General features: G+C 41.8%; 15 protein-coding genes and 1 other annotated feature. Of the genes, 1 reads left to right on the forward strand and 14 read right to left on the reverse strand.

The features are described 5' to 3' along the window. Positions 1-53: 53 nt before the first annotated feature. Complete coding sequence (locus CEF22_RS12305) at positions 54-2726, reverse strand: cation-translocating P-type ATPase (protein WP_100403093.1); 2673 nt, start codon at positions 2724-2726, stop codon at positions 54-56. Positions 2727-2857: 131 nt separating this feature from the next. On the opposite strand from CEF22_RS12305, the gene CEF22_RS12310 reads away from it, so the two are divergent. Continuing rightward, positions 2858-4570, forward strand: a complete 1713-nt coding sequence (locus CEF22_RS12310) for an Rqc2 family fibronectin-binding protein (protein WP_100403094.1) — start codon at positions 2858-2860, stop codon at positions 4568-4570. A 141-nt stretch (positions 4571-4711) separates the two neighbouring features. Here the strand turns inward: CEF22_RS12310 and pyrE are convergent, their stop codons facing one another. The 13 genes from pyrE to CEF22_RS12375 all read right to left on the reverse strand — a co-directional run bounded on the left by pyrE (position 4712) and on the right by CEF22_RS12375 (position 20330). Then, positions 4712-5335 (reverse strand): orotate phosphoribosyltransferase, encoded by a 624-nt coding sequence (gene pyrE / locus CEF22_RS12315; RefSeq protein WP_100403095.1) that lies wholly within the window; start codon positions 5333-5335, stop codon positions 4712-4714. 1 nt (position 5336) lies between these two features. Beyond that, the gene (pyrF, locus tag CEF22_RS12320; protein ID WP_095480801.1) at positions 5337-6041 is read right to left on the reverse strand and encodes an orotidine-5'-phosphate decarboxylase; all 705 of its coding nucleotides are present in this window, start codon (positions 6039-6041) and stop codon (positions 5337-5339) included. Further along, entirely contained in the window at positions 6013-6954 is a 942-nt protein-coding gene (locus tag CEF22_RS12325) for a dihydroorotate dehydrogenase (protein WP_100403096.1), read from the reverse strand. The genes pyrF and CEF22_RS12325 overlap by 29 nt, the downstream gene beginning before the upstream one ends. Next, the gene (locus CEF22_RS12330) at positions 6951-7730 is read right to left on the reverse strand and encodes a dihydroorotate dehydrogenase electron transfer subunit (RefSeq protein ID WP_100403097.1); all 780 of its coding nucleotides are present in this window, start codon (positions 7728-7730) and stop codon (positions 6951-6953) included. The genes CEF22_RS12325 and CEF22_RS12330 overlap by 4 nt, the downstream gene beginning before the upstream one ends. Further along, complete coding sequence (carB, locus tag CEF22_RS12335) at positions 7727-10945, reverse strand: carbamoyl-phosphate synthase large subunit (protein WP_100403098.1); 3219 nt, start codon at positions 10943-10945, stop codon at positions 7727-7729. Before carB ends, CEF22_RS12330 begins: the two co-directional genes overlap by 4 nt. Continuing rightward, complete coding sequence (locus CEF22_RS12340) at positions 10938-12029, reverse strand: carbamoyl phosphate synthase small subunit (RefSeq protein WP_100403099.1); 1092 nt, start codon at positions 12027-12029, stop codon at positions 10938-10940. Before CEF22_RS12340 ends, carB begins: the two co-directional genes overlap by 8 nt. After that, a complete protein-coding gene (locus CEF22_RS12345) occupies positions 12026-13312 on the reverse strand; it encodes a dihydroorotase (RefSeq protein ID WP_100403100.1) in 1287 nt (428 codons plus the stop codon). The genes CEF22_RS12340 and CEF22_RS12345 overlap by 4 nt, the downstream gene beginning before the upstream one ends. Beyond that, positions 13275-14204, reverse strand: coding sequence for an aspartate carbamoyltransferase catalytic subunit (locus CEF22_RS12350; RefSeq protein WP_095480819.1), 930 nt, complete (start codon positions 14202-14204; stop codon positions 13275-13277). The genes CEF22_RS12345 and CEF22_RS12350 overlap by 38 nt, the downstream gene beginning before the upstream one ends. A 233-nt stretch (positions 14205-14437) precedes the next feature. Next, positions 14438-14974, reverse strand: a complete 537-nt coding sequence (gene pyrR / locus CEF22_RS12355; protein WP_095480796.1) for a bifunctional pyr operon transcriptional regulator/uracil phosphoribosyltransferase PyrR — start codon at positions 14972-14974, stop codon at positions 14438-14440. Positions 14975-15168: 194 nt separating this feature from the next. After that, positions 15169-16080, reverse strand: a complete 912-nt coding sequence (locus CEF22_RS12360) for an RluA family pseudouridine synthase (protein ID WP_100403101.1) — start codon at positions 16078-16080, stop codon at positions 15169-15171. Continuing rightward, positions 16052-16561, reverse strand: coding sequence for a signal peptidase II (gene lspA / locus CEF22_RS12365; protein WP_232726113.1), 510 nt, complete (start codon positions 16559-16561; stop codon positions 16052-16054). The genes CEF22_RS12360 and lspA overlap by 29 nt, the downstream gene beginning before the upstream one ends. 151 nt (positions 16562-16712) lie before the next feature. After that, positions 16713-19481 (reverse strand): isoleucine--tRNA ligase, encoded by a 2769-nt coding sequence (ileS, locus tag CEF22_RS12370; protein ID WP_100403103.1) that lies wholly within the window; start codon positions 19479-19481, stop codon positions 16713-16715. A gap of 61 nt (positions 19482-19542) precedes the next feature. Beyond that, positions 19543-19769, reverse strand: a binding site (T-box leader). A 51-nt stretch (positions 19770-19820) separates the two neighbouring features. Next, a complete protein-coding gene (locus CEF22_RS12375) occupies positions 19821-20330 on the reverse strand; it encodes a DivIVA domain-containing protein (RefSeq protein WP_095480792.1) in 510 nt (169 codons plus the stop codon). Positions 20331-20357 lie beyond the last annotated feature (27 nt).

Consider the following 20357-nt stretch of genomic DNA (forward strand, 5'->3'; position numbering starts at 1 on the left):
AAAAATAAAAGGCAATAGAGGTTGCTCTACTACCTTTTTCATTGTATCATATTTCATCGGCTTTTTCTTGCAAAAAATGAACCAGCTAACAAAAATGTTGGGATTGCTGACATTCCTACGATCAGTAGCCATTCTCTCATTTGTAACGGCACCGTATGGAAAATAGGCTGTAAGCTTGGCATATAGATCACAGCAACCATTAATAAAAAAGACGAAAGAACAGCGACGATTAAATGTACATTCCCAAACGGATTTCTAGCTAACACGGAATGCTCGCTTCTGCAATCAAATACATGTATGAGCTGAGCCGTCACTAACGTAGCAAAAGCGACTGTTTGAGCATAAGCGAGATGGTTAGGGTGCTCGTTTAACGTGATCATAAACGCCGCTAATGTCACAGCACCGATCAAAAATCCTCGAGAAATGATTTTCCATCCTAATCCTCTAGCAAACACGCCTTCTTTCGGATGCCTTGGTGGTCGTTTCATCACATCTTCTTCTGATCGATCCATCCCTAGCGCTAACGCAGGTAAGCCATCGGTCACTAAATTAACCCATAGTATTTGAATCGGGACTAATGGGAGTGGAAGGGCTAAGAGCATCGCAAATAGCATCACTAATATTTCCCCGACATTCGAAGCTAAAAGATAACGAATAAACTTACGAATGTTTTCATATATACTTCTTCCTTCCTCGACCGCTGCTTTAATCGTAGCAAAGTGGTCATCTGCTAATACTAAAGAAGATGCCTCTTTTGCCACATCTGTGCCAGTGATCCCCATGGATATTCCAATATCAGCCGTTTTAATGGCTGGCGCATCATTGACACCGTCACCAGTCATCGCCACGATATGACCATTTTTCTGTAGCGCCTTTACGATTTTCAGTTTATCTTCTGGGGAAACCCTTGCATAGACGGTCGTCGTTTCCGCTGCATTGGCTAGCTCGACATCTGTCATTTGACTTAACGCCTGTCCATCCAATATTTTCGATGCATCTTTTGTGATTCCTAAATCAGACGCAATCGCAGCAGCCGTTTGAGCATGATCGCCTGTAATCATCACTGTTTTAATTCCAGCTTGCTTACATTCGGCAATCGCTTGCTTTACTTCTTTACGCGGAGGATCGATCATCCCTTGCAGCCCGATAAATGTTAGACCATCTTCTACCCCTTTCCCTTTGCCGTTTATAGAAGAAAGTGGTTTATAGGCAATCGCAATCATTCGAAGGGCTCGAGATGCCAATGAATCCATCGCAGCTTCCGTTTGCTCGCGATAATCCTTTGTCAACAACTGCTTTTGATCCTCCCATAAAATATAATGACTACGGCGCATTAATACATCTGGTGCTCCCTTCGTTACCGCAAACCGTTGTCCTTTTGTATCTCTCACAATGACTGTCATCATTTTTCTCGTGGAATCGAAGGGCATCTCCTCTTCAATGACGAACTGAGAAAAAAGATGCTCTCGGCTTAACCCCGCTTTTAAGGCGGCCGTCACTAACGCTCCTTCCGTTGGATCTCCTTGAACAATATACTCTTTCTCCTTCTCCTTGATTTCCGCGTGATTACATAACAGCCCAAATGTCAGCAGCTGATATAAGCTCTTTTCAGAGGAAGGTGGTACCTCCCGCTGATCCTCAAAAAACTTCCCTTTAGGTTCATAGCCCTTGCCACTGATGAGCCAGTGTCTTCCCCCACTCCATACATCGGTAACCGTCATTTGATTTTGCGTCATCGTCCCTGTTTTATCGGAACAAATAATCGTTGTACACCCTAACGTTTCAACAGCAGATAACTTTCTGACGATCGCTTTTTGTTTAATCATCCGTTGAACACCTAATGACAACGCAACCGTCACAATGGCCGGTAACCCTTCAGGAATCGCTGCGACTGCTAAAGACACACCTGCGAGTAGCATCGTATATAATTCATGTCCTTGCCAAACTCCGAGAATAACAACTAGCATCGTTAATAAGAGGGCGGCGACAATTAAATACTTCCCAAGCTGTTCTAATCGGCGCTGCAATGGCGTTTCTGTTTTTCCGGTTTGCTGTAGCATCGCTGCAATATTACCCATCGCTGTTTTCATCCCAATGGCTGTGACCACACCGACTCCATTTCCACGTGTGATCAACGTCCCCATAAACGCCATGTTTTTCAAATCAGCAAGGGCGAGCGCTTCCCCTTTCATTGGTGATGCATGCTTTTCCACAGGTACAGACTCTCCTGTCATCGACGATTCTTCAATTTCTAAATTGACCGCTTCTAAAAGCCTCACATCGGCTCCAATCCGATCGCCAGCAGAAAATTTCAAAATATCACCTGGAACAATTTCTTTAGAAAGGATTTTCGTCCACTCGTCATCTCTCAATACAAGCGCTTGTGGAGCAGATAATTCCTTTAGCGCTTGGAGTGACTTTTCTGCTTTTCTTTCTTGTAAAAAACCTAATACCCCATTAATAAAAATAATCGCAAGAATCGCGATCGAATCAATATATTCGCCCATTATCGCTGATATCACCGTTGCCGCCACTAATACAAACACCATAAAGTCATTAAATTGCTGGAAGAAAACAAGCCAAGCAGAAGGGAGCTTGGCCTCTTGTAATTCATTAAACCCAGAATGCTTCCTCCTTTTTGACACCTCTTCCTTTGTTAATCCACGCTGAACGCTCGTTTGAAGCTGGCTTTCAACCTCCTCTTGTTTCAACTGATGAAAATTCATCTACTCACTCCCCTTAGCGAACAAACTTGTCCTTCTCATAGCAAGATTATTCAGTGAAACGCAAAAACATGATATGATTTGAATAAGTTTTTGAAAGCAGGAAATTTATATGAAGAAAAGGAAGACAGCCTATGTCATTTGACGGTTTATTTACAAGAGCAATTACAAAAGAATTACTAGAACAGCTACAAGGCGGCCGTGTGAATAAAATTCATCAGCCATACAAAAATGAAACGGTATTAGTGATTCGTGCTAAAGGAGGCAACCATAAGCTATTATTATCTGCCCATCCTAGCTATGCGCGCGTTCAACTTACAAGCGAAGCCTATGAGAACCCACAAGAGCCTCCACTTTTTTGTATGATGATGAGGAAACATTTAGAAGGAGCGGTACTAGAGAATATTCAACAAGTAGGGCTAGATCGATTGCTCATTTTTGAATTCAAAGGTAAAAATGAGATTGGAGACGTATCTTACAAACAGCTATTTGTCGAAATTATGGGACGACACAGCAACATTGTCCTTGTCGACAAGCAAAAAGGAACGATTATCGATAGCATTAAACATATATCAGCAGCTGTGAATAGCTATCGTTCGATTTTGCCTGGATATGAGTACATCGCTCCTCCTGAACAACATAAAGCTGATCCATTAGAAGCAGATACAGAAGAAGTGTTGCGGAAAATGGACTTTAATAGTGGCCGTCTCGATCGACAGCTTGTGTCTAGCTTTGCTGGACTCTCTCCTCTGATAGCGAAAGAAATTATTTCGACATGTGGAATGGCGAATCGTGACACGCTTCCGAGTGCATTTGTGAATGAAATGAGCACGATCAAGCAACATCAATATACGCCAACGTTCATTGAGCAGGAGCAAAAGTCATTTTTTTATATGAAGGATTTGAGTCATTTAGAAGGCGAAAGAAAAACATTTGCCACCTTAAGTGAACTACTTGACCGTTATTATGTCGGCAAAGCGGCACGCGATCGAGTGAAACAGCAAGCGAATGATCTCGAACGATTCATCAAAAATGAAAAAGAGAAAAACGAAACAAAATTAGGGAAGCTACAACGTACGCTTCAAGAAGCCGAAAATGCCGATCAGTTTCAGCTGATGGGAGAGCTGCTAACTGCTCATTTATATGCGGTGGAAAAAGGAATGACAGAAATTGAAGTCGTTAACTACTACGATGAAGAAGGCGGAAAAATAACGATTGCACTCGATCCGAGAAAAACACCTTCGGAAAATGCGCAGAAATATTTCTCTAAATATCAAAAAGCGAAAAATGCCATCTTAGTTGTAAAGGAACAAATCGACAAAACGAACGAGGAAATCCTTTATTTTGATAACTTGCTCCAACAACTTGAATCCGCTTCACCAAAAGACATTGAAGAAATACGAGAAGAACTAGCTGAAGAAGGATATATTAAATTAAAAGCGACAAAAAAGAAAAAAAACGCCAATAAAAAACCTGACATTGAAACGTTTACTGCCAGTGACGGTACTCTGCTATTTGTCGGCAAAAATAATAAACAAAATGATTATTTAACGAATAAATTCGCTCGCCGCGATGAAATTTGGTTGCACACGAAAGACATCCCGGGTTCCCATGTCGTCATCCGTAGTGAAGAGCCATCTGAGCAAACGATTTTAGAAGCGGCAAACCTCGCTGCCTATTTTAGTAAAGCAAAAGCTTCAAGCTCCGTCCCAGTTGACTTCACAAAAGTGAGACATGTCAAAAAACCGAACGGCGCCAAACCAGGTTTTGTTATTTACGATAATCAACAAACTGTCTACGTCACACCGAATGAAGACTTAGTGTTGAAAATGAAAGGTGCGAAATAGGTTAATAATTGGGGCTACATGAAAGAAAAGAATATTATATAACTTAATGCTAAAGAAATGAGGCTGCCTAAAAAGTCATGAAAACTGACTTTCTGGGCAGCCTCTTGTCTAGCTAAAAAGAAGACACTTTTTTATTCACTATTAACGCCATTCGCCAGGGTTTTCCTGCCATTTGCGCAATGTTTCAAGATCGCTTTCTTGTACATATTGTTTCTCTGCCGCTACTTTGATTAAAGTAGAGTATTCACTTAAACTGTGAGAAGAAACATTAGTAGCTACTAACTTTTCTTTGCCAGCTTCTAATTCATATGTAAAGATTGACACGATTCCAAGTACTTCACAACCTGCTTCACGCAAAGCCTCAACAGCCGTTACCGCACTTCCACCAGTAGAGATTAAGTCTTCAACTACGACGACTTTCGTTCCTGGCTCTGCTTTTCCTTCGATTTGGTTTCCTTTTCCGTGTCCTTTTGCTTTAGAGCGCACATAGCACATTGGTAGATCCATTACGTCACTCACCCAAGCCGCATGAGGAATACCAGCTGTCGCCGTTCCTGCAATCAATTGGGCTTCTGGATAATGCTCTTGAATCAATGACACAAGTCCCTTAGCGATCGTCTTTCTCACTTCTGGGTAAGATAGCGTTAAACGGTTATCGCAGTAAATGGGAGATTGAATGCCTGAAGACCATGTAAAAGGCTCATTAGGCTGTAAAAAGACCGCCTTAATTTCTAATAATTGTTCTGCAATTTGTTTATTTAACATGTTACATTCCTCCCCATAGCTGCTTTACTTTTTGATAGGCTTCAAGCGGTTGGTCTGCCTTCGTAATCGAGCGACCAACGACGATCATTGATGAACCGAGTGTTCTCGCCATTTGCGGATCGGCCACTCGCTTTTGATCATTCGCGTCATCATCTTTCATGCGAATACCTGGTGTCACTTTTAAAAACTCCGCACCGCACACTTCACTAATTTTGGCCGCTTCATGAACAGAGCAAACCACTCCGTCACAACCAGCAGCTTTCGTTAATTTGGCATAATGAAGCACCGATTCTTCTAAAGAAACCGGTATCAGTTGTTCTGTTTGCATTTGTTCTTCTGACGTTGACGTCAACTGAGTCACTGCGAGTAAGATTGGGCGTTTGCCGTTCGTTCCTTGTTCTAAGCCTTCACGAGCCGCTGCCATCATTTTTTGACCGCCTGCTGCATGAACATTAATCATGTCCACTCCAAGACTAGCTAACCCTTTCATCGCGTGCTGAACCGTGTTAGGAATGTCATGAAGCTTCAAGTCTAAAAAGATACGATGATTCATCTTTTTTAACTGCTCAACGATTGAAGGTCCATTTTGTAAGTAAAGCTCCATTCCTACTTTGACAAATAACGATTCTCCTTCAAACGGCTGTAAAAAGGCTTCAGTTTCTCCCCAAGTTGGGAAATCAAGAGCAATAATAGGTTCTTTTTCCATCTTCACTCCAGCTCCTTCCCGTTAATTCACTAATATGATCGATGTTGTTTGCTTGTAAAAATTGATCTAGCTCTGCAATTAAATTTGGACAGATAAATGGATCCACAAAGTTGGCTGTTCCGATCGCTACTGCATCCGCACCTGCATAGAAAAATTCGATGATATCTTCTACCGTTGAAATGCCACCCATTCCAATGATTGGGAGATTCGTCTGCTGGCTTACTTCATAGACCATGCGAATCGCTACTGGTTTAATCGCTGGACCTGATAATCCACCTGTTCGGTTCGCGATAATTGGCTTGCCTGTTTTAATATCAATTCGCATACCGATTAATGTGTTAATCATTGTTAATCCATCGGCTCCACCGTCTTCTACCGCTTTCGCCATTTCGACAATGTTTGTTACATTTGGAGATAACTTCACATAAACAGGAACCTCTGACACTTCTTTCACTTTTTTCGTTAGTTCTTTCGCTGTTTCAGGAACTGTTCCGAAAGCGATGCCGCCTGTTTTTACGTTCGGGCAAGAGATGTTTAACTCTAATGCATGGACATTGTCCACTTTCGAAATATTTTTCGCTACCTCGACATAGTCATTTACTTGGGAGCCCGCTACGTTCGCAATAATTGGCACATCGTATTGAGATAACCAAGCAAGTTCATTCTCAATAACCTTTTCTAACCCTGGATTTTGTAAACCAATGGCATTCAGCATACCCGCTGGTGTTTCAGCCACTCTCGGTGTCGGGTTTCCAAAACGCGGCTCCTCTGTCGTCGCTTTAATCATGATCGCTCCTAGCTCACTTAAATCATAAAGCTGGCTATATTCACGACCGAAACCGAAGCAACCTGAAGCTGGCATGACTGGATTTTTTAATGTTAATCCTGGAAGTTCTATATTCAATCGACTCATAAAGCCACCTCCCCGATAGGAAATACTGGACCATCGCTACATACTTTGCGATATTCGGCACCTGTTGGATCATTTTGTGTATGGCAAACGCAGGCAAAACAAGCACCAATTCCGCAACCCATCCGTTCTTCCAATGAGATGAACCCTTTTCTCGTTAGCTGCAAGGCTTCTAATGCTTTTAACATCGGAATCGGACCGCAAGAATATAAAATATCTGCCTTCAAATCGTGTTGCTTAATCACATCTGTAACAAAGCCTTTCGTACCGAGCGAGCCATCAACTGTCGCTGCATACGTGTCGCCTAGTTGAGAAAACTTATCCATGTAAAAAGCTGTATCTTTATCTTGGAAGCCAAGTACATGAATCGTTTTGACTCCGCGAGCGTTTAATCGTTTAGATAGTTCGTACAAAGGTGGTACTCCGATACCGCCTCCGACTAAAATAGCTGTTTCACCGGCTGTCGCTTCTTCTAACGGAAATCCATGTCCAAGCGGACCGAGCACATCAACCGCATCTCCTGCTGTTTTCTCCGCTAATAATTTCGTCCCGTCTCCTTCTGCACGATAAATCATCGTAAACTGTTGTTTCTCTTGATCGATGTTAGCAATCGAGATTGGACGTCTTAATAGCGGCATCATTTGGCTATTTACTTTAAGATGAACGAACCGACCTGGTTCGTTCATCTCCTTCACAAGCTCACCTTGAAGAGTGAGCTCGTAAATATTTTTAGCAATCTTTTCTTGGGACAAAACCGTCATTAGTTCTTTCTTGATCATGAAAGCACCGCCTCAGTTTCAGGTGAAGTTTCAGGTTTTGGCATTGCCTCAGCAGAGAAGATCATCGATTCAAGCACAAGCAAGATCGCTTCAGCTGTATCTAATGAAGTTAAGCAAGGAATTCCGTTCTCTACTGTTTCTCGGCGAATACGGAAGCCATCACGAGCTGGCTGCTTTCCTTTTGTTAATGTATTGATGACGAATTGCGCTTGACCAGAGCGGATAATGTCGAGCATATCTGGTCCTTTAGCTCCAATTTTCGATACCACTTCAACAGGAATGTTTGCTTCGCTTAACGATTGGGCTGTTCCTTGTGTTGCTAATAGTCGGTAGCCAATATTATGGAATCTTTTCGCTAGTGCTAACGCTTCTTCTTTATCCTTATCGGCTACTGTCATTAAGACAGCTCCTTTTGTCGGGATTTTAATACCTGAAGCAACTAACCCTTTATAAAGAGCCTTCGCTAAAGTAGCATCTTTCCCCATAACTTCACCCGTTGATTTCATTTCAGGGCCGAGTGTTGTGTCAACACGACGTAGCTTCGCGAATGAGAAGACAGGTACTTTTACGAATACGCCTTTTTCTTCTTTCACGAGTCCAGTCGAGTAACCCATTTCTTTCAATGAATGGCCAAGGATCGCTTTCGTTGCTAAGTTCGCCATTGGCACATTCGTAATTTTACTTAAGAATGGAACGGTACGGCTTGAACGTGGATTCACCTCAAGAACGAACACATCGCCTTTTGATACAACATACTGGATATTTAATAACCCGATAATGTTCAAGCCTTTTGCTAACTTGATCGTATAATCAATGATTTTATCCTTTTGATCTTGCGTCAATTGCTGTGGAGGATAGACAGCGATTGAGTCACCTGAGTGAACTCCCGCACGTTCGATATGCTCCATAATTCCCGGGATGACAACATCTGTTCCATCAGAAATCGCATCTACTTCGATTTCTTTTCCTGTTAAGTAGCGGTCAATGAGCACTGGATGATCTGGATTTATTTTTACTGCGTTCTCCATGTATTGCAATAGTTCCGCTTCTTTATAGACGATTTCCATCGCGCGTCCACCTAGTACGTAAGATGGACGAACAAGCACCGGATAACCAATTTTGTCAGCAATTTTCACTGCTGCTTCTACTGAAAAGGCTGTTTTTCCAAGCGGTTGTGGAATGCCAAGCGTTTGCAACGTTTGCTCAAATTTATCACGGTTTTCCGCACGATCTAAGTCTTCAAGGCTTGTGCCTAAAATTTTCACGCCGTGCTCTACTAATTTTTCTGCCAAGTTAATCGCCGTTTGACCACCGAATTGTACGACTACACCTTCTGGTTTCTCTAAATCGATGATGTGCATCACGTCTTCCACTGTCAGCGGCTCAAAGTATAATTTGTCAGAGATACTGAAATCAGTTGAAACAGTTTCTGGGTTATTATTGACGATGATCGCTTCATAGCCTGCTTCTTTAATCGCCCAAACCGAGTGTACCGTTGCATAATCGAACTCTACCCCTTGACCGATACGAATTGGTCCAGACCCTAGAACGATGATACTTTTACGATCAGTGACAATCGATTCATTTTCTTCTTCATACGTCCCGTAATAATATGGTGTAGCAGATTCAAATTCTGCTGCACAAGTGTCAACCATTTTGAAGACTGGTACGATGCCATTTTCTTTGCGCCAGTCATACACTTCCTTCTCGCTAGTCGCCCACAGTTTCGCAATTGTACAATCTGCAAAGCCCATTTCTTTCGCTGTTTTTGCTACTTCTGCGTTAAATGGCTGTGCTTGCACGTCTTTTTCAAACGCGACAATATTAGCGAACTTCTGTAAGAAGAAGAGGTCGATTTCGCTCCATTCATGAATCGTTTCGATTGTTATTCCGCGACGTAGCGCTTCACCGATATAGAAAAGACGCTCATCCCCTGCTTTTCTAATGCGTTTTTCGATGATCGCAACATCCATCTCTTTAATTTCATCAAGCTCAAGATGATAGACGCCACTTTCAAGTGAACGAACCGCTTTTAGTAAAGATTCTTCAAGCGTACGGCCAATCGCCATAACTTCTCCAGTCGCTTTCATTTGCGTACCGAGTGTACGGTTAGCTGATTCAAACTTGTCAAATGGCCATCTTGGAATTTTAGAGACGATATAGTCAAGTGCTGGTTCAAAGCAAGCGTAAGTTTTTCCAGTAACCGGGTTTTTCATTTCATCTAGTGTTAAACCAACTGCAATCTTAGCTGCAAGCTTCGCGATTGGATAGCCTGTTGCTTTCGATGCTAAAGCAGATGAACGGCTTACACGTGGGTTAACCTCGATAATATAGTATTGGAAGCTATGTGGATCAAGCGCTAACTGAACGTTACATCCACCTTCGATCCCAAGGGCACGGATAATTTTCAATGAGCAATTTCGAAGCATTTGATATTCACGATCACTTAACGTTTGGCTAGGTGCCACAACGATCGAGTCTCCCGTATGGATACCAACTGGATCGATATTTTCCATGTTACAAACGACGATTGCGTTATCGTTCGAGTCACGCATTACTTCATATTCGATTTCTTTATAACCAGCGATACTTTTTTCTAGTAAGCACTGCGTTACTGGGCTGTATTTCAATCCGCTCGTTACGATTTCGATCAGCTCTTCTTCGTTCGTACAAATACCTCCGCCCGTTCCTCCAAGCGTATAAGCCGGACGAACAATAACCGGATAGCCAATTTCTTCAACAAACGCATACGCTTCTTCAAGTGTATGAATGATCTCACTTTCAGGAACTGGTTCACTCAGCTCGTTCATCAGCTGGCGGAACAAGTCACGATCCTCCGCTTGCTCAATCGCTGATAATTTCGTTCCTAACACTTCCACTCCATACTCTTCAAGCACGCCAGCTTTCGCCAGTTCAACCGCCATATTTAAGCCTGTTTGCCCACCTAATGTTGGTAAAACAGCATCTGGACGCTCTTTTTGAATGATGCGGCTTACAAATTCAAGTGTGATTGGTTCAATATAAACGGCATCTGCAATTTCCGTATCCGTCATGATCGTCGCTGGATTGGAGTTAACTAAAATGACTCGATATCCTTCCTCTTTAAGAGCAAGACACGCTTGTGTGCCGGCATAATCAAATTCTGCTGCTTGGCCGATAACAATCGGGCCAGATCCGATAACTAAAATGCTTTTAATATCTGTACGTTTAGGCATTTTGAAGCTCCTTTCCTGCGTTTGCTTTCATCATGTTGATAAATCGGTCAAATAGTTGGTTATCATCTTCTGGTCCCGGAGACGCTTCTGGATGATACTGAACAGAGAAGGCTGGGAATTCTTTATGAGCTACCCCTTCAATTGTTCCATCATTTAACGCAATATGAGTGACTTTTAATGCGGTTTGAGCAATCGACTCTTCGCTTACGGCATAGCCATGATTTTGAGAAGTTAACGCTGTTTTTCCTGTTTCTAAGTCCTTCACTGGATGGTTCGATCCGCGGTGACCGAACTTTAGTTTGAATGTATCTGCACCTGACGCTAGAGCGAACAGCTGATGACCTAAGCAGATTCCGAAGATTGGTACTTTTCCGATTAACACTTTAATTGTTTCAATTGCATGTGGAACGTCTTTTGGGTCCCCAGGTCCGTTAGAAAGCATAATTCCATCTGGGTTAAATTGAAGGATCTCTTCTGCTGTTGTATCATGTGGCACAACGATCACATCGCAATCGCGCTTATTGAGCTCGCGTAAAATGCCGTGCTTCATACCAAAATCCATCAACACTACGCGGTAGCCACGTCCTGGGCTAGGATAAGCTGATTTCGTTGACACTTGAGCGACTTGATTCGTCGGGAACACAGTTGCCTGTAATTGGTGAATGACGTCTTGTGCATTTTCTTCTATTGAAACGATCGCACCTTTTAATGTACCGTATTGACGAATAATTCTTGTCAGTTTTCTTGTATCGATACCAGCAATAGCCGGGATATCTTTCATTTTCAAGTATGCATCTAGCGTGATTTCACTGCGGAAATTAGATGGAGAATCCGCTGCTTCTTTCACAATTAACCCTTTCACAGCTGGATGAATCGTTTCAAAATCATCGCGATTAATTCCATAATTTCCAACTAAAGGGTAAGTGAATGTGACAATTTGTCCACAGTAAGAAGGATCAGAAAGCACTTCTTGATAGCCAGTCATTCCTGTTGTAAAGACAATTTCTCCAGTCGTATCTTGATCGCTTCCGAAACCTTTCCCTATAAAAATGGTTCCATCTTCTAAGATTAATTGTTTTTTCATGCTTGCACCTTTCCTTCCTGCCAAACCATTTTTCCTTCTAAAAATGTCGCTGTCGGCCAACCTTTACATGCCCAGCCAGCAAATGGTGTGTTTTTTCCCTTTGATGCAAATTCATCTGGGTTAATTTCTTTTTCAGTTGTTAAATCAATAACCGCTAAGTCAGCTACAGCTCCAACTTCTAACTTGCCATATGACAGATCGAATGCTTCTGCTGGCTTGATCGTCATCCAATCGACTAACTGCTTTAAAGTGATGACCTCTTTTTTTACTAAATTTGTATATAATAGCGGGAACGCTGTTTCTAGACCAACAATCCCGAATGGAGCAGATTGAATTTTCGCTGCTTTTTCTTCCGCTGTGTGAGGCGCATGATCCGTCGCGATAAAATCGATCGTGCCGTCGAATAACCCTTCTAGTAAAGCTTGTTGATCCGCTTTTCCTCTTAGCGGTGGATTCATTTTATAGTTTGTATCAATTTCAGGAATATCTTCATCGCACAGCAATAAGTGATGCGGTGTTACTTCTGCTGTGACTTTAATGCCTGCTTTTTTCGCATCTCTCACCGTTCTTACCGATTCCTTTGTACTAATATGACAAACGTGATAATGACAGTCAGCTGCTTCTGCTAGTAAGACATCCCTTGCAATATGTACTGATTCACATATAGATGGGATACCAGGAATGTTATGCTTCTCAGCAAATGTTCCTTCATGAACGGCCCCACCATAGATCAGTGAATTGTCTTCACAATGGGCTACAACCGCTGCATCAAGTGCGGCTGCTTGTTTCATCGCTTCATACATCATACCTGCTTCTTGTACACCAACACCATCGTCGGTAAAAGCGAAGGCACCTGCTTGTTTTAAACCGCTAAAATCAGTTAGTTCTTTACCTGCTTCTCGAATCGTAATCGATGCGTACGGAAGAACTCGAACATGGGCTGTTTCTTCAATTCGCTTATTTAAAGCGGTTAAATGCTCCACTGTATCGGGTACTGGACGAGTATTGGGCATCGGTGCAATCGTTGTAAATCCACCTTTTGCTGCGGCTAGTGTGCCGGTTTCAATCGTCTCTTTATGCTCGCCGCCTGGTTCACGCAAATGAACATGTAAGTCGATTAATCCTGGAACAACTAATTGACCATCTGCTTCAAATACAGCCTCATCATTTGCTGAGAGTTGATCACCCATCTCCACGATTTTTCCCTCTTGAATACGAATATCTTGTTGGATCATTTCTCCATTATCAGCAAGAATATTTCCATTTTTGATTAGCCAGTTCATTTGACATTCTCCCTTCCAATACTTGTTTTAACACAGCCATTCTGACGTACACGCCATTTTCCATTTGTTTGAAAATCCTGGAGCGTTCACACTCGACGAGACAATCTGCAATTTCTACATCACGATTAACCGGAGCTGGATGCATAATAATACTTCCTGGCTTCATTCTTTGCTCACGCTCAACCGTTAATCCGTACATTTGATGATATTGCTCTTTTGTCATCACCGATTCACTTCCATGACGCTCATGTTGAATTCTAAGCAACATAAGTACATCTACTTCTTCGACAAGTTGATCTAATTCTGTAAATTGTCCTGCCTCTAAATACTCCTGTTCAAACCATTCTAATGGGCCAGAGAAGCGGACTTCAGCTCCTAGCTTTCTTAATGCCTCTGCATTCGATCTCGCCACTCGACTATGACGAACGTCTCCAACAATCCCTACTTTCAAGCCTTCAAAGCGGCCAAATTCTTGTTGGATCGTGAATAAATCGAGTAGACATTGAGTCGGATGTTGTCCGCAGCCATCACCAGCATTCACGACTGGGATGTTCACTTTATTTATTAATTGCTCATAGTATGCCTCTTCTTCGTGGCGGATTACCACCGCATTGACACCAATTGATTCAAGCGTGCGAACGGTATCATATAACGTTTCCCCTTTCAGCACACTTGAGCTTCCTGCTTCAAATGGAACCACATCAAGACCAAGCTTTCTTTCTGCTACTTCAAAGCTTGTTTTTGTCCGCGTGCTTGCTTCAAAAAACAAGTTAGCGATAAAAGTTTGTTCTCCAGGATGCCAATTTTCTCCTTGAGCAAATTGTTTCGCTTGCATTAATATTAACAGAATCTCATCTTTATGCATATCTTTAATTGAAACTAAATTTTGCATCATTGTCGATTCGCCTCCATTTTTATGAAAAAAAACACCCTTTTTTCCCAAGGGTGTTTTGCATAGAGACAAAAAGTGCGCAGTTCTATACCACCTCTTGTCTCTCTACCCTTGAATGCCTCTCTGGACATTATTAAAAGGTCTTTATTCATTTTTTTGTATATTTCCCATCAAATGTTTCGATCATTCGTTTCTCTTTGTCAGTCTCTCTGGACAGCTATTAAAGAGGTCACTTATTCGTGGATCGCTACTTTATCTATATTATCTACTTCTTCTAATGTCACAACAATTCTTTCGCTACTAGCAGAAGGAATATTCTTTCCTATAAAGTCTGCCCGAATTGGCAGTTCACGATGCCCTCGATCGACTAATACCGCCATTTGAATGTGTGATGGACGACCGATGTCCATTAAAGCATCTAAAGCCGCTCTCACCGTTCTACCTGTATAAAGAACATCATCTACTAAGATGACCGTTTTATTTGTAATATCTATCGGAATGTCAGAACCTCTTACCTCAGGGTCTTTACTCTCTGTTTTAACGGACAAGTCATCTCTGTAAAGGGTGATGTCTAAATCACCGACAGGAATTTCTTCTCCTTCGATTTGCTTAATCCGATCAGCTAAACGCTTCGCTAAAAAGATCCCTCTCGTTCGAATACCGACGAGAATGCAATTTTCGATTCCTTTATTTTTTTCCAATATTTCATGAGCTACTCTAGTTAAAGCACGACGAATGGCCTGTTGGTCCATAACTACTGCTTTTTCCATTTGATCTCACCTCTCGAGCATTTCATCAAACAAAAAACCTCTCGCCGCGCAGGTGAGAGGTCAAATTTTGCATAAGAAAGACACAGCATTGCCCTTATGTCTATTCTTACAATCCGATACCTTCTCAGCCTCACGGGACTGTTTTTAAAGGTCATATTCAACTGTTAACAGCTTACCGTTTCTTTTCGAGTTTGTCAATTATTTTTCGCTAAAAACTCGAGAAGATTTACAAATTCCTGAGGTAACGGCGCTTCGAACTGCAAATATTCCTCCGTTCGAGGATGAACGAAGCCAAGAATACCTGCATGAAGAGCTTGCCCTTCAATATCTAACGTTTTTTTCGGCCCATATTTTGGATCACCTGCTAGCGGATAGCCGATGTATTTCATATGCACACGAATTTGATGCGTTCGACCTGTTTCTAGCTCACATTCCACTAACGTAAAATCTTTAAATCGCTCAAGCACTTGAAAGTGAGTAACAGCGTGCTTTCCTCCATCAACGACCGCCATGCTTTGTCGATCCTTTTGATCACGTCCAATTGGTGCATCAATCGTTCCATGATCATGAGGAATGATTCCATGCACAATCGCTTTATATTTTCTTGTCACAGACTTATCAACGAGTTGTTGAACAAGCTTTTCATGGGCTAAATCATTTTTAGCGACCATTAATAACCCAGATGTGTCTTTATCAATTCGATGAACAATCCCAGGGCGCATCACACCGTTAATACCCGATAAATCTTTACAATGGGCCATCAAGCCATTCACTAACGTTCCCGTTACATGTCCAGGTGCCGGGTGAACGACCATGCCTCGAGGTTTGTTAACAACAAGGACGTCCGCATCTTCATAATAAACATCTAAATCCATTTCCTCCGCTTCAATATCGAGCGGCTCTGGTGCAGGAATCTCAATCGTTAGCTGATCGCCAGGCACACATTTATAATTGGCTTTCACCGCTTGTTGATTCACTTGAACATGTCCTGCTTTAATCCAATCTTGCACCTGTGTACGCGACCATTCTTCATTCAACCCAGCTACTACTTTATCTATTCTTGCATTTTTTTCCTCTTCAAGAACGATGTGCTCCATCTTTTCCATTTGACCTCTCCTTTTCTTTCCGGTCTTCAATCAACATCGCAATCATCAACAGGATAACCCCCATTGTTAACGATGCATCGGCAATATTGAAAATCGGAAAATCATAACTAAAAATATACGTATTAATAAAATCGACCACTTCTTGACGAAAAATACGGTCGATAAAATTGCCGATTGCTCCTCCTAATAAAAAAGCGAGTGCTCCTTGCATGAGAGGTTTATTTTTCGCTTCAGTTTGCATGTAATAAACGATTCCAATAACAACAACAACCGTGATAATGTAAAACAACCACATTTGACCTTCAAGCATTCCCCATGCAGCTCCACGGTTTCGATGAGAAGTAATATAAAGAAAATCTTTGATCACTTCCACACTTTCTCCAATGCTCATTCCTTTTACAATTAGCCACTTCGTCCATTGATCTAACAGTATGACAAATAGTGCTAGTAAATAATACAAGAGATTTCCTCTATTCTTCAAGATGAGTCACGCTCCCTTACCTTTTCAACAAAAAAGCTGTCCTGCAGTGAGGTCTGCTTCCGATGATTATTCCAAACTGGTCTAATATATCAGAAAACAAACACGAGCAGGACAACCTTTTTAACCATCCATTCTAGGTATGCTTATCAGATTAAGCCTGAGAATAATTCTCTTCTACTACATTTGCACAGCGTGGGCATAACGTCGAATGAGCGTTGCTTTGACCAACTGTCGGTGTCACAATCCAACAACGTTCACACGTTTCACCTTCCGCTTTTTCTACGACAACCGCTCCATGTTCAAGCTTCATCGCCGCTTCTGGAGCATCTTCGAGAGAGCTAGCCATTTCAAAGGCAGAAACGATAAATAACTGCTTTAAGTCTTCTTGAATAGAATCAAGCAACGTTTTCGTTTCCTCATTCGCAAATAAAGTGACTTTCGCTGTTAACGATTTTCCGATCACCTTTGCATTTCGAGCTTCTTCTAGCGCTTTTAAAATATCATCGCGAACAGACATAAATGTCGTCCATTTTGCTTTTAACTCTTCCGCTCGCTCTAGCTCTTCATATGTCGGCATATCTGTTAGCTGCACGCTTTCCTCTTCCACATTCGGAATATATGCCCATACTTCATCCGCTGTATGTGACAAGATTGGCGAAAGCATTTTCGTTAAAGCTAACAGCGTATCATATAACACCGATTGAATCGCGCGACGATCCTCGTGATTCTCCGCTTCAATATAAAGAATATCTTTCGCGAAGTCTAGATAGAATGAGCTTAAATCAACCGTACAGAAATTATTGATCGCATGATAAATCGCTGCGAACTCATAATTCTCATAATGATGATGTACTTCTTTAATTAAATCATTTAGCTTCACAAGCATAAATTGATCGACTTCACGCAAGTCATTATAAGAAACTTTATGCTCCGCCGGGTTAAAGTCAGCTAAGTTACCTAGTAAGAAGCGGAATGTATTACGGATTTTGCGGTATACTTCAGCTACTTGTTTTAAAATGGCATCCGATACGCGAACGTCCGCTTGGAAGTCAACAGATGCGACCCATAAACGTAAAATATCGGCTCCTAACTGCTGCATCACTTTCGCAGGAACAACGACATTACCTAGTGATTTACTCATTTTACGCCCTTCACCGTCAAGAGCAAACCCGTGGCTTAATACGCCTTTATACGGTGCTTTGCCTGTTACAGCGACACCTGTTGTTAAAGAAGAGTTAAACCAACCACGATACTGGTCAGATCCTTCTAAATAAAGATCTGCTTGGCGAACAAGGTCATCGCGCTCTTCTAGTACGGCTTGATGGGAGGAGCCAGAATCGAACCACACATCCATAATATCGTTTTCTTTTGTAAATTCACCGTTCGGACTTCCTGGATGCGTAAAGCCTTCAGGAAGTAATTCTTTTGCTTCTTTTTCAAACCAAATATTTGATCCATGCTCACGGAATAAATCTGATACATGTGCAATTGTTTCATCTGTAATAATCGGCTCATTATTTTCCGCATAAAAGACTGGGATTGGCACACCCCATGCACGTTGACGCGAAATACACCAATCGCCACGGTCACGAACCATATTAAATAAGCGAGTTTCGCCCCATGTTGGCACCCATTTTGTTTCTTTTACCGCTTCAAGTAACTCTTCACGGAATTTATCGATCGACGCAAACCATTGAGCCGTTGCTCTGAAAATAACTGGCTTCTTCGTACGCCAATCATGCGGGTATGAGTGAGTGAAGAATTCTAACTTTAATAGTGCTCCAACTTCTTCTAGCTTTTCTGCAATTGGCTTGTTTGCTTCATCGTAGAACAATCCTTCAAATCCAGGAGCTTCAGCTGTCATTACACCGCGATCATTCACTGGACAAAGGACGTCTAAACCGTATTTCTTTCCAACAAGGAAATCGTCTTCCCCATGACCAGGTGCCGTATGAACACAGCCTGTACCTGAATCAGTTGTCACGTGTTCACCTAACATTACTAATGAATCACGATCGTAAAGAGGATGCTTCGTTAAAATATGCTCAAGCTCTGCCCCTTTTACCTTTTTCGTTACAGTTGGATTTTCCCATCCAAGCTTTGTCGTTACTTCTTCTAACAGCTCTTCAACGACGACATATTTTTTGCCTGCTTCTTCCGCCACAACATACGTTAAATCAGGGTGAACAGAAATACCAAGGTTTGCTGGAATTGTCCATGGTGTCGTTGTCCAGATGATGATGTTTGTTCCTTCCTCAAGAACGCCTTTTCCATCACGAACCGCAAAGGCAACATAAATCGAAGGGGAACGCTTATCTTTGTACTCAATTTCAGCTTCCGCTAACGCTGATTCACTGGACGGAGACCAATAAACCGGCTTCATTCCTTTATAAATATAGCCTTTTTTCGCCATGTCACCGAATACTTTAATTTGTTGCGCTTCGTATTCTGGCTTTAATGTAATATATGGGTTTTCCCAATCTCCACGCACACCTAACTGCTTGAATTGCTGTCTTTGACGCTCAACTTGCTCATACGCATATTCTTCACAAAGTTTACGGAATTCGGCAACCGTCATTTCTTTACGTTTTACACCTTTGTTTGTTAGCGCCTGTTCAATCGGTAAGCCGTGCGTATCCCACCCTGGAACATACGGAGAATGGAACCCGCTCATCGATTTATAACGAACGATAAAGTCCTTTAAAATTTTGTTGAGCGCATGCCCCATATGGATATCTCCATTGGCATATGGAGGGCCATCATGAAGAATGAACATCGGGCGTCCTTGTGTCCGCTCTTGTACTTTTTTATAAATGTCCATCTCATCCCATTTTTGCTGCATATCAGGCTCACGCTTTGGTAAATTCCCTCTCATCGGAAATTCCGTTTTTGGCATTAATAACGTATTTTTATATTCCATTTTTATCCTCCTTCGTGTACACATTACTATTAAATATACAAAAAAACCTTCTCGTCCCCTAAAAAGGGACGAGAAGGTTTCCCGCGTTACCACCCTGCTTAACAAGCTGTTAGACTTGTTCACTTGAACATTCGTATCGTGAATGACTCGCTCTTCTCTACTAAGATACGACCGTTCGAGTTGAGAGCTCCAGGGTGATCTTCCATTTCCCGCTTTTACTAGGCTTCCACCATCCCTAGTTCGCTTGCAAAAGCTATAGACATGTACTTTCCCTGTCATCGCATAAATATATAGTTGATAATGCTTCAATTATAGAAATTGAACGCTCTCTCGTCAAGCTTAGACGCCTTCTTCACTTAACTTTTCTAATTCTTCGGCATCCACTTCAAACTCCATCAAGGCATCCCAGTCATCATTGCTTAATAAATCAAGCTGAGCTTCCATTAACATTTTAAAGCGCATTCGAAACACTTTAGACTGCTTTTTCAACTCTTCAATTTCAATCGCAATCTTTCTCGCTTTAGCTAAAGATTCATCTACAATGCGATCAGCATTTTTTTCAGCTTCACGAATTAATAACTTCGCTTCTTTATGAGCGTTTCTTTTCACTTCTTCCGCAGTTTCCTGAGCAATGACAATCGATTTATTCAATGTCTCTTCAATATTGGAAAAATAATCAAGCCTTTCAGTTTGTGCGGCAAGTTGCTCTTCTAAATCTTTCTTCTCACGAATAATCAGTTCGTAATCTTTAATCACTTGATTGAGAAAACTATTGACTTCATCTTCATCGTACCCACGGAAGCCTCGACTGAATTCTTTGTTATGTATATCTAACGGCGTTAAAGGCATTAGCCCACCTCCACTACGGATCTAAAA

This window comes from Bacillus sp. FJAT-42315, assembly GCF_002797375.1.
Lineage (GTDB): Bacteria > Bacillota > Bacilli > Bacillales > Domibacillaceae > Bacillus_CE.

Bases quoted from the DNA above. Each gene is read 5' to 3' on its own strand.
- CEF22_RS12305 (WP_100403093.1), bottom strand. From the start codon at position 2,726: ATGAATTTTCATCAGTTGAAACAAGAGGAGGTTGAAAGCCAGCTTCAA.
- CEF22_RS12310 (WP_100403094.1), top strand. From the start codon at position 2,858: ATGTCATTTGACGGTTTATTTACAAGAGCAATTACAAAAGAATTACTA.
- pyrE (WP_100403095.1), bottom strand. From the start codon at position 5,335: ATGTTAAATAAACAAATTGCAGAACAATTATTAGAAATTAAGGCGGTC.
- pyrF (WP_095480801.1), bottom strand. From the start codon at position 6,041: ATGGAAAAAGAACCTATTATTGCTCTTGATTTCCCAACTTGGGGAGAA.
- CEF22_RS12325 (WP_100403096.1), bottom strand. From the start codon at position 6,954: ATGAGTCGATTGAATATAGAACTTCCAGGATTAACATTAAAAAATCCA.
- CEF22_RS12330 (WP_100403097.1), bottom strand. From the start codon at position 7,730: ATGATCAAGAAAGAACTAATGACGGTTTTGTCCCAAGAAAAGATTGCT.
- carB (WP_100403098.1), bottom strand. From the start codon at position 10,945: ATGCCTAAACGTACAGATATTAAAAGCATTTTAGTTATCGGATCTGGC.
- CEF22_RS12340 (WP_100403099.1), bottom strand. From the start codon at position 12,029: ATGAAAAAACAATTAATCTTAGAAGATGGAACCATTTTTATAGGGAAA.
- CEF22_RS12345 (WP_100403100.1), bottom strand. From the start codon at position 13,312: ATGAACTGGCTAATCAAAAATGGAAATATTCTTGCTGATAATGGAGAA.
- CEF22_RS12350 (WP_095480819.1), bottom strand. From the start codon at position 14,204: ATGCAAAATTTAGTTTCAATTAAAGATATGCATAAAGATGAGATTCTG.
- pyrR (WP_095480796.1), bottom strand. From the start codon at position 14,974: ATGGAAAAAGCAGTAGTTATGGACCAACAGGCCATTCGTCGTGCTTTA.
- CEF22_RS12360 (WP_100403101.1), bottom strand. From the start codon at position 16,080: ATGGAAAAGATGGAGCACATCGTTCTTGAAGAGGAAAAAAATGCAAGA.
- ileS (WP_100403103.1), bottom strand. From the start codon at position 19,481: ATGGAATATAAAAATACGTTATTAATGCCAAAAACGGAATTTCCGATG.
- CEF22_RS12375 (WP_095480792.1), bottom strand. From the start codon at position 20,330: ATGCCTTTAACGCCGTTAGATATACATAACAAAGAATTCAGTCGAGGC.